At 41.2% G+C, this 12,858-nt stretch carries 10 protein-coding genes and 1 pseudogene; 4 read left to right on the top strand and 7 right to left on the bottom strand.

Features of this window, described 5'->3' with window-relative positions:
* Positions 1–107: 107 nt before the first annotated feature.
* Positions 108–1,315, bottom strand: a pseudogene (lolC, locus tag PGX00_RS07780) (lipoprotein-releasing ABC transporter permease subunit LolC).
* A 178-nt stretch (positions 1,316–1,493) separates the two neighbouring features.
* Between lolC and PGX00_RS07775 the strand changes: the two are divergent.
* The 4 genes from PGX00_RS07775 (at position 1,494) to PGX00_RS07760 (ending at position 6,963) form a co-directional block, all read left to right on the top strand.
* Positions 1,494–2,063: a PilZ domain-containing protein gene (locus tag PGX00_RS07775; protein ID WP_272134256.1), complete on the top strand. Its 570-nt coding sequence runs from the start codon at positions 1,494–1,496 to the stop codon at positions 2,061–2,063.
* Positions 2,064–2,066: 3 nt separating this feature from the next.
* Positions 2,067–5,534 (top strand): transcription-repair coupling factor, encoded by a 3,468-nt coding sequence (gene mfd / locus PGX00_RS07770; protein ID WP_272134254.1) that lies wholly within the window; start codon positions 2,067–2,069, stop codon positions 5,532–5,534.
* A gap of 66 nt (positions 5,535–5,600) precedes the next feature.
* The gene (locus PGX00_RS07765; RefSeq protein WP_272134252.1) at positions 5,601–6,362 is read left to right on the top strand and encodes a peptidoglycan binding protein CsiV; all 762 of its coding nucleotides are present in this window, start codon (positions 5,601–5,603) and stop codon (positions 6,360–6,362) included.
* Between the two features lie 52 nt (positions 6,363–6,414).
* A complete protein-coding gene (locus tag PGX00_RS07760) occupies positions 6,415–6,963 on the top strand; it encodes a GNAT family N-acetyltransferase (protein ID WP_272134250.1) in 549 nt (182 codons plus the stop codon).
* 276 nt (positions 6,964–7,239) lie between these two features.
* Here PGX00_RS07760 and PGX00_RS07755 read toward each other — a convergent pair whose 3' ends face one another.
* The 6 genes from PGX00_RS07755 to PGX00_RS07730 all read right to left on the bottom strand — a co-directional run bounded on the left by PGX00_RS07755 (position 7,240) and on the right by PGX00_RS07730 (position 12,834).
* The gene (locus PGX00_RS07755; RefSeq protein ID WP_272134248.1) at positions 7,240–8,526 is read right to left on the bottom strand and encodes an NAD(P)/FAD-dependent oxidoreductase; all 1,287 of its coding nucleotides are present in this window, start codon (positions 8,524–8,526) and stop codon (positions 7,240–7,242) included.
* A gap of 304 nt (positions 8,527–8,830) precedes the next feature.
* Positions 8,831–9,370, bottom strand: a complete 540-nt coding sequence (ycfP, locus tag PGX00_RS07750; protein WP_272134246.1) for an alpha/beta hydrolase YcfP — start codon at positions 9,368–9,370, stop codon at positions 8,831–8,833.
* Between the two features lie 188 nt (positions 9,371–9,558).
* The gene (locus PGX00_RS07745; protein ID WP_272134244.1) at positions 9,559–10,404 is read right to left on the bottom strand and encodes a phosphotransferase; all 846 of its coding nucleotides are present in this window, start codon (positions 10,402–10,404) and stop codon (positions 9,559–9,561) included.
* A 49-nt stretch (positions 10,405–10,453) separates the two neighbouring features.
* The gene (gene lpoB / locus PGX00_RS07740; protein ID WP_272134242.1) at positions 10,454–11,044 is read right to left on the bottom strand and encodes a penicillin-binding protein activator LpoB; all 591 of its coding nucleotides are present in this window, start codon (positions 11,042–11,044) and stop codon (positions 10,454–10,456) included.
* A 9-nt stretch (positions 11,045–11,053) separates the two neighbouring features.
* Positions 11,054–11,443 (bottom strand): YcfL family protein, encoded by a 390-nt coding sequence (locus PGX00_RS07735; RefSeq protein WP_272134240.1) that lies wholly within the window; start codon positions 11,441–11,443, stop codon positions 11,054–11,056.
* Entirely contained in the window at positions 11,443–12,834 is a 1,392-nt protein-coding gene (locus PGX00_RS07730; protein ID WP_272134238.1) for a COG3014 family protein, read from the bottom strand. The genes PGX00_RS07735 and PGX00_RS07730 overlap by 1 nt, the downstream gene beginning before the upstream one ends.
* Positions 12,835–12,858 lie beyond the last annotated feature (24 nt).

Below are 12,858 nucleotides of genomic sequence, written 5' to 3'. Positions count from 1 at the left end.
ATACATAAAAAACACGCCACGACTTTTTCTTTCGTGGCGTGTTTTTTTAACAATGGTTGAATTACCGTCTATATTCTAATAATAATGACACTGGCAATTATGAACGATTATTCATAGCGCAGCGCTTCAGCGGGGCTTACAGACGACGCTTTATAAGAAGGGTACAGTGTTGCTAGTAAGCTCAGTAAAATGGCCAATACTATCACCACGGCTATTTGGACAGGCTCAACACTTATCGGTAGTTGGCCGCCTGCGGCAAAAAGGGCGACCCCCATAGAATCGAGAATATTGTTGAGGTTACTGGCAAGCAATATACCTAGCCCTCCACCTACCAAAGAACCAATAATGCCACTGCTTGCACCTTGCACCATAAAGACCGTTAAGATTTGTCCATTCGTCATCCCTTGGGTTTTTAGTATCGCGACTTCCGATTGTTTCTCCATCACAACCATTATAAGCGCTGAAATGATATTGAAGGCTGCGACACCAACAATAAGACCAAGCATTAACCCCATCATGTTCTTTTCCATTCTAACTGCCTGGAAAAGCTCACCTCTTTGTTCGCGCCAATCACTCCACATCCATCCAATGGACAAGGGGGTATTAGCGAGTTCAGAAACCACAAACGGATCGTCGAAGAATAATCGCCAACCCGAAATAGTATCCGCTTTGAATTTCATTAGCTTACCAACATCACCAATGTGCCCAATCATTAACTGACCATCTACATCAGAGCCCGTATTAAATACACCCGCAACCGTGAAGTTGCGCTGACTGGGAATTCTACCTAATGGCGTAAACTGACTCGCGCTGGTTACCATTAAACGTACTTTGTCACCAATCGACACTTTCATGTTTCTGGCTAATGTATGTCCTAATAATAATTGGTATTCCCCTGCCTTTAGATCACTTAACCTTCCCCCATTAGATACTCCCCTATAGGATCATTCTTTAGAGGCGCGATACCAATTAACAAACCAGCGGAAAGTTGAGCAGGGCTTTGGATCACTGCTTCACTTCTAACGATTGGTGCAATCTGCTTCACAAATGGAATGGCATGTAAAAACGCAGGCGGTTGATTACTATTTTCCGTTTTTTCATCTTGTTGGTGAATCACCGCTTGAGGTAACACACCGAGAATACGGTTTTTAAGTTGTGACTCAAAACCATTCATCACTGATAAAACCGTCACTAAAGCCATTACCCCGATAGTAATACCTACTGTTGACATAATAGAGACAAAACGACTAAATCGATCGCCAGAACGCCCTCTCAAATAACGCAGACCAACAAAAGCCGAAACAGGATGAAACATAGACAAAAAGACCAATGATTATCAATGAGGATTAATGTAACGATTAATGACCTCTGTTTATAGCGCTAATTGCGATAAATAAGCAAAAATCGACTATTTCGGCAATGAAAACACCACAACTCTTGCTATGTTGCTATACATGACGATAATCAAAAGGTTAGAGAAAAGGAATCAAGGTATGGATCAACAAGAATTTTTTACTGTCCACCACAAATTGACTGTCAATGTCGAGCCTCTTGAAAGTGGTTTTACCTTGCCTATACAAAGTGCATTCATCTTAGAGATCCCCGCACCGTTTATCGTTGCGAGTGAATTTAGTCAATTAGATAGCCTAACTGAAAGTGCAATGAATGAGCTTAAAAATAGTGATTTCAAGAATGTCATTCAACTTCTTGAACACCAAAATGACAAGCTAAATCTATTACTTACTTTTATGTTGGCGCAACAAGATAAAGAAGAGTCACGCTTTTATACGTCCAGTTTTGGCGCAAGTCAGTTCACGTTTAAAAGCAATCATGAATTCATTATTGGGTCACTTGCTAGAGCAAAGCTATTTCTAGACCATCCTCCTGCAGCTATTTATTGTTACGCTGAAGTAATCGAGTGTAACTCAGTAGAACAAGGTTATGATGTCACTCTAACCTATAAATCGCTTCGAGAAATCGATCAGGATTTGTTGATTAAAGCCGCACTCTATCAACAACAAAAACTATTACGCCAACGTTCAATTGACCGTCAAAACAGATAACTAATGTCGAATAAAAAATCACTTTTTTCTATTGTCACTCCTGTAAAAGCAGGTGACAAAAAACTGGTAGGTAACCTTGTTGGTGCTGCTCTACCTCTCGCTATCGCTGAAGTTGCTGAGCAACACCAAGGCCACACACTATTGGTTGTTCCTGATCCTCAATTAGCGTTGAAGTTGTTGAGTGAAATAGAGCAGTTCTCTGATCAAGAGGTCAGTTTGTTTCCAGATTGGGAAACTCTGCCATATGACAATTTCTCTCCTCATCAAGATATTATTTCAGATCGTATTGCGAAACTTTATCAGTTACCTACGCAGTCGAAAGGTATCACTATTGTTCCAATAAGTACCTTGTTGCAAAGACAATCTCCTAGAGATTTCTTGATGCAGCATACGCTTATGGTAAAAGCGGGTGATCTTTTCTCACTGGATAAACTGAGAATGCAACTTGAAAAGTCAGGCTACAGAAACGTAGATCAAGTGTTTGGCCCTGGTGAGTATGCAAGCCGTGGCTCCATCATTGATCTATTCCCTATGGGCAGCCCAGACCCATTCAGGATAGACTTTTTTGATGATGAAATAGATACCATACGAACATTTGATCCTGAAACTCAACGCACCATTGAGAATATCAATACTATTCGCTTGTTACCTGCTCATGAATTTCCCACGTCAAAAGAAGCAATAGAAGAATTTCGTGGTCGCTGGCGTCAAAAGTTCGAAGCAAGACGTGAGCCCGAGTCGGTTTATATGCAGGTAACCAAAGGCACTTGGCCAGCCGGTATCGAGTACTGGCAACCGCTGTTTTTTGAACAAACAGAAACACTATTTGATTATATCTCTGAAGACACTTTACTGGTTAATGTCGGCGACCTTGAATCTGCCATTGATACCTTTTTAGCCGATGTAGATTACCGTTACGACCAACGCAAGATCGACCCTTTACGTCCTTTACTAGAACCTAAAGAACTTTGGCTAAAGAAAGATGAGCTGTTTGGGTATTTTAAACAAAAACCCATTTCTCAGTTATCCATCGAGAAAGTTCAGGTAAGAGCAGGGAGAACCAATCCAAAGCTTGAGGCTTTGCCAAATCTCCACGCTAAGCAACAAAACAAAGAACCCTTGGCTGAATTACGAAAATTCAGTGAAGGTTACACCGGAAAGATCGTCTTTTCAGTTGAGTCAGAAGGACGCAGAGAAGCACTACTAGAGTTGCTCCGGCACATTAAACTTAAACCAACTGAAACAGGCTCATTAAATGAAGCCATAGAAAGCACACATAAATTCACCATGATACTGGGTGCTGCCGAGCATGGTTTCATCCATTCAGGGCCAGACTTTGCGCTAATATGTGAAAGCGATTTACTGGGTGACCGAGTAATTCAGCGGCGCAAAAAAGACAAAAAAGCCGTAAATAGCGATACGATAATACGTCATCTTGCCGAGCTAAAACCGGGCCAACCAGTCGTTCACTTAGATCACGGAATTGGCCGTTATATTGGATTACAAATACTCGAAGCGGGTGGCTTAACAACAGAGTATGTGACGCTTGAATATCAAAATGAAGCAAAGCTCTATGTTCCAGTAGCTTCTTTAAATCTCATCAGCCGGTATTCTGGTAGTGCTGAAGAAGGAGCGCCAATACACAAGTTGGGCGGTGAGGCTTGGGTTAAAGCCCGTCGACGTGCTGCGGAAAAAGTAAGAGATGTAGCGGCTGAACTTCTCGACGTTTATGCCAAGCGTGAGCTAAAACCTGGGCATAAATTCACACTCGACAGAGGTCAATACGCCACATTTAAATCAGGTTTCCCGTTTGAAGAAACCGATGACCAAGTTACGGCCATTGATGCAGTAATGTCCGACATGTGTCAACCGAAAGCCATGGATAGACTGGTTTGTGGTGATGTTGGTTTTGGTAAGACTGAGGTAGCCATGCGCGCGGCTTTTGTTTGTACCGATAATGATAAGCAAGTGGCGGTTCTCGTTCCCACCACCCTATTAGCACAACAGCATTTTGAAAACTTCCGTGACAGATTTGCTAATCTACCCATTCGCGTCGAGGTACTTTCTCGCTTCAAATCCGCTAAAGAACAGAAACAGATCCTAACAGATACTGCTGAAGGTAAAGTGGACATTCTTATTGGTACCCACAAGCTTTTACAGGATAGTATATCGTTTAGAGATCTCGGGCTGCTCATCGTTGATGAAGAGCATCGATTTGGCGTAAGACAAAAAGAAAAAGTCAAAGCGATGCGAGCCGATGTTGATATTTTAACCTTGACTGCTACCCCTATCCCTCGAACGCTTAATATGGCAATGAGTGGCATGCGCGATCTTTCTATTATTGCAACCCCACCAGCCCGTCGTTTGGCGATAAAAACATTCGTGAGAGAAAGTGAAAACGGCATCATTCGTGAAGCTATTCTTCGCGAAATTATGCGTGGTGGACAAGTTTATTTCTTACACAATCAAGTAGAAACTATTGATAAAGTGGCTGAAGACCTTGCTAAGCTGATCCCTGAAGCTCGGGTCACAACAGCCCATGGTCAAATGCGAGAAAGAGAACTTGAACGCATCATGAACGACTTCTACCATCAACGATTCAACGTATTGGTTTGTACCACTATTATTGAGACAGGAATCGACGTCCCTACAGCCAACACTATCTTGATGGATAGAGCCGACAAACTTGGTTTAGCCCAGCTCCACCAGCTCCGTGGACGCGTTGGCCGCTCACACCACCAAGCATATGCATATCTTTTAACGCCACACCCAAAGGCGCTTTCTAAGGACGCAGTAAAACGACTCGATGCCATTGCCTCTTTAGAAGATTTAGGAGCAGGCTTTACACTCGCGACACACGACTTAGAGATACGTGGTGCCGGAGAATTACTTGGTGATGAACAAAGCGGTCAGATACAATCGGTTGGCTTTACGCTGTATATGGAAATGCTAGAGCAAGCCGTTGAAGCACTTAAAGAAGGTAAAGAGCCATCGTTAGATGACTTGCTTAAAGAACAAACAGAAGTCGAACTTAGGTTACCAGCGCTTCTACCAGATGATTATATTCCAGATATAAATACTCGTTTGTCTATGTACAAGCGAATTGCTAGCGTTAAAAACCGCAATCAGCTTATGGAAATGAAGGTAGAACTCATCGACCGATTTGGCACCTTACCAGATGCGACTAAAAACTTATTATCCGTCAATGAAGTTAAGCTAGACGCAGCCGCTATAAATGTTAAGAAGATAGAAGCTCATGAAAAAGGCGGCTATATTGAGTTTTATCCAAATGCTGACATTAATCCGATGTTTCTAGTTAAACTCTTACAAGGTCACGCCCAAAAATATAAGATGGAAGGGCCAACTAAGCTTAAATTTACGTTGCCTTTAGCTGACAGACGCGAAAGAATTCGCTTTATCTCTGATTTGCTTGAACAATTTCAACAAAATAGAATGCCTAAAGGCGCGTGATAAGCAATAATAGCTGGATAAAAATACTATGCTCAACGATAACAGTCCCCTTTTTGCGGAGTCAAAATGAAAAAACTGGTCTTTCTTCTGCTCTTTATCATTGCTTTGCCGTCGTTCGCGGCCGAGCGTCAATTTGATATTGAACTTATTGTATTTAAACGCACTGTTGATCCTGAAAAGCTAAGTGAATCTTGGCCTAGCGCAATGCCACCAATCGACTTCACTAATGTGGGGACCTTTGAAAACAGTGAATATAGGCAGAGAAAAGGGGTTTCCATTCGCGGCTACGATGAGTATCAACTACTTAACCAAGTAGAACGCCTTAAAAAGCACGCCGGATTTCAAGTTTTAATGCATAAAGTATGGCGTCAAGGTGACAATGGCAAAGCTTCTGCGCCTAAGTTTCGAATTCGAGCTGGTAAAGATTATTCCAAATCTTATAACCCTGACGGCAGCCAAAAAATCACTTTTACAGACAACAGCGCGGGCACTATTCAAGAACAGACCATTGACAACCCACTCTACGAGTTAGATGGAGAGTTGCAAGTATATGTTCAGCACTATTTGTTTTTAGAAACCACCTTAGACCTTAAAGCTCCAGGCGTTCGTGAGGTATTTTTAGAAGACAAGAAACTTGATCTAACTGAAGCCGAAACCGACAACAATGTTCAGTTTGGCGATCTAAAAGAAGTATCGCCCACTATTCAAGAAGAACGTTTTTTAAAGAGCTACAGAATGGAACAAAAACGCCGTATACGAAGCAGTGAAACCCACTACTTAGACCATCCGTTGATGGGCATTATTGTTCAAATTCGACGTGTACCGTAACCTTTATCAATGCTTCCTCAGGGAAGCATTTTACTTTGTTGGACTACCTAATTTGGTCACTAGTTTAGAAATATTCACCAAGCGATTAACGCTTAAAATTATAAACCAAGAACATAGTCATGCATTTGCCAATCGAGTCGCTGATTCATTATCGTTACATCGTTGGATGGATTGGTGTGAGCCTAGTTTCAACGTTGAAGATGCGCAGGAGTTCATTCGGGCAAATCGACTCAACTGGGTAAAAGGAACGTCTTATGGTTTTGGCGTATTCTGTCAGAAAAACCAAGAATTTATTGGTATGGTTGCTATTACTGAAGTTCATCTCATTTCTAACTCTGCAAGCCTTGGCTACTGGATAGCCGATAAGCATCAACAAAAAGGCTACGCTAAAGAGGCTCTAAACTCTATCATCAGTTTCAGTTTCGAAAAGCTACAGTTAACCCGCATTGAGTTAGTCTGTGACCCAGAAAATGTCCTCAGCCATAAAGTCGCGCTAAGTTGCGGCTGTATAAATGAAGGTATTAATAGAAATCGCTTTATTTATAACGGCAAACCAAAAGATGGATTAGTATTTTGTGTCACGCCAGACCTCCATATTTAAACCCAAGTTCTTATTTTGTTTTTCTCTTCTTTGCTTAAAAATGCCGCTTCCATATCTAAATCGGATAAAGTTGGGCTTATTTTAATTGCATTAATGCCGATCGGTTAGCGCTAAATACTTCGTCATTCCCGTGAAAACGGGAATCTTGGCTGTACTAGATCCCCATTTTCATGGGGATGACGTCGGTTTTCGTCGGGATTACAGGTATAAATGACCTTAACCGAACAGCATTAATGCTGTTGCATGGCCTTAAATTATGTAGTCAAATCATTAATTTTAATGCAGTTTTAGGTTTGGTCTCAATACTCGGTTTATACGGCCAACCAACATCATAAGTGTTGTCTTAAACATTCCGTGAAGTGCCATCTGGTGCATACGATACAAAGAGATATAGACGACACGCGCTATACGTCCTTCAATCATCATTGAACCTTTAGTTAGGTTACCCATCAAGCTTCCTACCGTGGAAAACTGGCTCAAAGAAACCAATGAGCCATGGTCTTTGTAAACATAAGGCTTAAGTACCTTACCATTTAGTTTCGCCATGATGTTGTTGTACGCTTGACTAGCCATTTGGTGCGCTGCTTGAGCACGAGGAGGAACAAAAGAGCCATCCGCTTGTGTACACTGAGCTAAGTCACCAATCGCAAAAATAGATTCATCTCGAGTCGTTTGTAACGTGTCGTTTACTACAAGCTGGTTAATACGATTCGTTTCTAAGCCCGCAATATCTTTCATAAAGTCTGGTGCTTTAATTCCTGCTGCCCAAACCATAATATGAGCGTGAATTTTGTCACCGTCTTTTGTGGTTAAACCGTCAGGCTCGGCTTGAGTCACCATAGTTGACGTTCTTACTGTTACGCCAAGTTTGGTTAACTCTTGATGCGCAGACGATGAGATTCTTGCTGGTAGGGCAGGAAGAATTCGTTCACCTGCTTCTACTAGGTTAACATTTAGTTTACTTGAATCTAGATCGCCAAAGCCATAGGTTCTTAATTCTTTAATGGCATTATGAAGTTCGGCAGATAACTCAACACCAGTTGCTCCCGCGCCAACTATTGCAATGTCGACCGTCCCTTCCCCTTTTGCATGCAGCTTAAGGAACTCATTATTCATTTGTGTACGAAAACGATGTGCTTGCTCTGGGCTATCTAAGAATATGCAATTATCTCTAACACCTGGGGTATTGAAGTCATTAGAGGTAGACCCAATCGCCATAACCAATATGTCATATTCCAGTTCGCGCTGCGGAAGCAACAGTTCACCATTGTCATCGGTTAAATCAGCAAGAACAATCACCTTACGTTCACGGTCAATAGTTTCTAAACTACCTAAACGAAAGTTAAAATGATGATTTTTGGCGTGAGCACGATAACTTATGGCATCAACCCCTTCGTCGAGTGAACCTGTGGCTACTTCATGAAGCAAGGGCTTCCACAAGTGGCTGCCTTTCCTATCGACTAACGTGATTTCTGCTATGTTTTTACGTCCTAGTTTATTACCTAGCTTAGTTGCTAGCTCCAAACCACCAGCTCCACCGCCGACAACAATGATTCGAGTCATATAAGCATTCCTTTCAATCTAAAATATAAATAGCCTGAATAATTCAAACTATGGGATTCTGTATTTAACCAAGCCGCTATTCACGTTGTTTTTAGTGCCATAAGGAGAGCTTCTTTGAATGTGCTCACTCTTTTTGTTCAACTTTTTTTGATATATATCAAAAAAAGTTACGTTTGCATTATATATAGCTAATTCTACACCGCAAGAATTTTTTACATTCGTCACATTTTCACACAAATTAGTTAACTATAAAGCAAAAAAAACGACCTCTAAAAAGAGGCCGTTTTTCAAACACATCCAGCTATCAAGCTTCTTTAAATGCCTTGATGGTTTGCAAATGTTGGGATATTTTTTTAAATTTATGAGTTTCTGTCTCATCCCAAATTATTTGATAGTAATCTTTTAAAGCATCAACCGTTACGCTGTGGTCAATATCCTCATCACTCTTAGAAAGAATGACCAAACAACGATCTTTATTCTTGATTCGATACTGTGCAACGCACTTAGTTGCGATATCTTCGTACTCTTCTGGTCTGTCTATCTTTCCAGTCATGTTTAGTTCTGGATATAAATTAGGATTAAAAGCAACCTGTTTAATACCGCATAAAAACCCGATGCGTTCAGACCAATAACCGCCCAGCCCTACGCCACAAATAATTGGATGAAGGTCGTCCGATTGCTCAATCGCCTTGTGTACTTCCTTTAGAAGGTGCGCCATATCATGCTTCGGATGAAGCGTACTGTAGTTAATAAAACGGACGTCATCGTCTATAAACTGAAGCTGAAGTACTTTCTCGTGATTCCCTGGGCTTGTTGAGTCAAAGCCGTGTAAATAAATTATCATGGTACCTCCCGCTATCCTTGTTGGTGCAATTCTAAATTTACCACGAATTATAATAGGTTAACTTAATTGCCTGATATTTTTATGGCTTAACTAATTTATAACATAAAAATATCAGCAACATAAGTTCGTTTGTAGCCTAGAAAGATTTATATCATAGATAATTACTTGCTAGCAATTAGCAAGCTTAGTTACCGAATAAGCAACGCTTCCAACCGTTCTGCTTGCAACAGGTAGTTATTATCACGCCAAAGCTGGTAACCTAGCAAATACCACAGCATTGCCATCATGTGATTACGCGGTTGCCACTGATTAACTCCCACTAACCATCTGTCAATATCTTCGATATTTCTCAACTTACAATACATCGCAACACTTTTTGGCATATTATAGCCACTAAGTTCCAGGGTCATTGCCAGATCCATTCTAGGATCACTGACGCCAGCATATTCCCAATCGATCACCTTTATACCCTGAACGGTTCTAACTATATTGTAGTTTCCCAGATCAAAATGGCACAAGGTTGGTTCAACTTGAGGGATATCAGGTAATTCTCTATAAAGATTATAGATCTGCTCTCGCTGTTTTGATTTTAGTTCTAAGTTTAATTTATGCCAGTACCCGTCAACTTTTGCAGTATAAGCAAACAACGGTACGGGTTTATTGTGAATATTTACAGAATGGATCTTGCTGAGCGTCCCAATCAACTCAATATTACTCAACGGAACATCGCCAACGCTTCCCTCTAACCACTCAACCAATAAACCTTTATCGTTTAGATGTATTGGAGTCGGAGCGAAATGGCATTCTCTTAATGATTCCAGTAATTGATTCTCTCTAATACGAGAGATCCCAAATTGAAATAGCTGTATGGAGCTAGGTCGCCAAACATAAGGTGTACCCGAGTGAGACGTAATTTTCCAACATCGATTAGTTAAGCCTCCAGGGAGAATTTCTGCAATTTGTGGCGGCTCAATAAAAAAAGAGTCCAGTGATAATAACGACTGGTCAAGCGATTTTGCTTCACTCCATGTCATTCTCACTGGACGCCCTCTTGTTGTATAACGTTCTATTTCTAACGCAAAATTATAAACCTAAGAAGCTCTTCGATTCATTTTTTCGGATCTCAGTTTCATCAGCCCATTCGATAATGCCCGTTTCAAGGTCCATTAAACGCATTGTCATTTTATAATAGACGTCTTTTTTGCTACCCGCTTGCTTTACAATACTCGACATGTTGCCATAGAGCATATATTGAGCGCCAACCATCTTGCCGAACTGAATAGCGCTGCTTTGATCCGCTAATTCATCGTTGTTTTGGAAGTTTAGTTGCTTACGTACTGATTCTACTCTATCCATATCTACAAAACGGAATTTCCCAGAGTTCAGCATCTTGGTACTAATGGAATCAGTGATAGACTCCGTATCTATGTGCTCGCTAGTCTTGTTCTTGATAGTTTCGACAAAAGCGACTGGGCGGCTATCTCTAGTAATGGCAGCTACAGATCCTGACATCAGCATACTATCAACCATCTCACTAGCGATTTTTTGTAAGTCGGTTGATCCAAAATCAATCGTTGTGGTTTCTGCTTCTTGTGCATCGCCATAATTAACAGTATTCGAACAGCCGCCTAAAACAACCGCTAGCCCAATTAACGCTATAACACCTTTATTCATCTTTCACCCTTAATTATTTGCTTCACGTATTTGAACACGGAATTGTTTGCCATTTGGATTAATAGACACTTCCGAGATAGAAAGTGTTTCAAACCCTCTCACAATCTGTTGTTTCCAAGCTGCTTGCTTAGAATTCACTTCTAATCCATCGTTATCGTACCAATAGAAGCGATACTGAATATTTTGGTCACCTTTAAACTGACTAGTAAGTGTGACAATACCTCTCGCGTGCCCCTCTAATTCTGTGGTCGCGATATTATCAACCAGTAACCGCCCTCCGAGCACATTGTCACCAAACATCACATTTTGTGACCGGCCATCAACTCGAAGACCTGCTGTATTGTTAGAACAACCGATTAAGGCCAAGGCCATAATTAATGCTATCCCTATTTTTTTCATTACAAACTCCCAAGTTGTTTATGCCAAATTGTTGCACTTGAACCCTGCCTAGAAATCCAGACCAAAACTGTTCTGCCTTCTTCTACTTTGACATCGTAATTCTGGTTTCCGACATCTATTCTGTATTCCCCTGGTTCGACAATATCACTACTACTATAGACCTCCGCAGGCAATGTTTGCCAACTGCGCGTATCGGGTTGTTCTGTAAAAACATTCCATACGTTAACTAACAAGTTCCCGATATCATCCTGTTCCGCCGCTTCTCGACGAATCTGTTCTTTAGCCACAACTCGTAAAGCCTGCCTTAGCAAAATCGTAGGCATTCTTTCCGTTAAATCTTGTTGCGCCATTAAATTTACATCAACAAGTTTCGACTTCGATACTGGTTTGTCGTTTATCTTAAGCGTAGCAAACTGACGAGAAGCCTGCGTAGGATAATATGGAAGTGACATTGTAAAATAAGCCCACTGCCCTTTTGTATAAATAGGGAGTGGTTGCTTCCAACCTTGCTTGGCAAACACAACACCTTGTTCATCAATAACGATTAACCGTGCTTCATTTTTTGCCAAAGGTGTTCTGTCACCATATTGCTTAACTAACTTACTTAGGTCTTCGCGCATGCCTAACTTTTGAGCTACTCGAATAGTACCGTCAATTATCTCTGCATTATTCGGCATTACTGCTAACGCACGTCTATAGTCAACATAAGCGTCATTTAGTTCCCCTGCGGTCTCGTAGAGCAGAGCAGACAAATACAACAAATATCCATTTTGAACCGCTTGTAGCTGCTTGCCCGCATCGGGGTATTTAGACAAAACAGAACCTAAATTTGGGCTTAAACCATCCGATTTCATCTCTTTCTCAGCAGAAGCGAGATCAGATTCACGCGCTTTTTTAGCCCTTTCTTGAACTTGATTGGCTTTACGTACCTCAACTAAAGCGCCTTCTAGCGAATTCTCATTAAGGTAGTTAAGGGCTAAATACAAATGCAAAAAACCTAGTTCATAGTCCGCTGGATAATAACTTGTTAAGTTATCATTAACGGCCAATGCCCCAATACTAGAAGCACTTTCACTAATAGACACAACTGCTTGGTCTTGTTGCACACGCACAGCTGTTTCACTACTTTCAAAAAAAGCTTTGCTCTCTGGGTAGGTTTCATTGAGTAGATTTACTCTTCCCTTTTCCATATTGTCTAATATATCACCCGCAATATAGTCAGGTAACAGGTCTACTGCTTTATCATACTGCCCTGTTTCTACAGCGGTATAAACAGTACGATTTTGAGCGCTGTAGTGGCTAAACAGGTTGCCAGCAGAAAAGGTAGAACAAGCCGTCATTACAGCTGAGACCGCAGTAATGACTAGCAATCGGCACGTTTTATTCAACATAAGCTTACTAAGAAATCAATTCCA

This window comes from Vibrio algarum, assembly GCF_028204155.1.
Lineage (GTDB): Bacteria > Pseudomonadota > Gammaproteobacteria > Enterobacterales > Vibrionaceae > Vibrio > Vibrio algarum.
Note: the sequence above shows the minus strand (reverse complement) of the source record. Positions and strands in the feature narration are given on the sequence as shown.

What these genes read in the sequence shown, in the direction of transcription:
- lpoB (WP_272134242.1), bottom strand. Translation starts at nt 11,044, where the DNA reads ATGAATAAAGGTGTTATAGCGTTAATTGGGCTAGCGGTTGTTTTAGGC.
- PGX00_RS07765 (WP_272134252.1), top strand. Translation starts at nt 5,601, where the DNA reads ATGAAAAAACTGGTCTTTCTTCTGCTCTTTATCATTGCTTTGCCGTCG.
- PGX00_RS07735 (WP_272134240.1), bottom strand. Translation starts at nt 11,443, where the DNA reads ATGAAAAAAATAGGGATAGCATTAATTATGGCCTTGGCCTTAATCGGT.
- PGX00_RS07755 (WP_272134248.1), bottom strand. Translation starts at nt 8,526, where the DNA reads ATGACTCGAATCATTGTTGTCGGCGGTGGAGCTGGTGGTTTGGAGCTA.
- ycfP (WP_272134246.1), bottom strand. Translation starts at nt 9,370, where the DNA reads ATGATAATTTATTTACACGGCTTTGACTCAACAAGCCCAGGGAATCAC.
- PGX00_RS07745 (WP_272134244.1), bottom strand. Translation starts at nt 10,404, where the DNA reads ATGACATGGAGTGAAGCAAAATCGCTTGACCAGTCGTTATTATCACTG.
- mfd (WP_272134254.1), top strand. Translation starts at nt 2,067, where the DNA reads ATGTCGAATAAAAAATCACTTTTTTCTATTGTCACTCCTGTAAAAGCA.
- PGX00_RS07775 (WP_272134256.1), top strand. Translation starts at nt 1,494, where the DNA reads ATGGATCAACAAGAATTTTTTACTGTCCACCACAAATTGACTGTCAAT.
- PGX00_RS07730 (WP_272134238.1), bottom strand. Translation starts at nt 12,834, where the DNA reads ATGTTGAATAAAACGTGCCGATTGCTAGTCATTACTGCGGTCTCAGCT.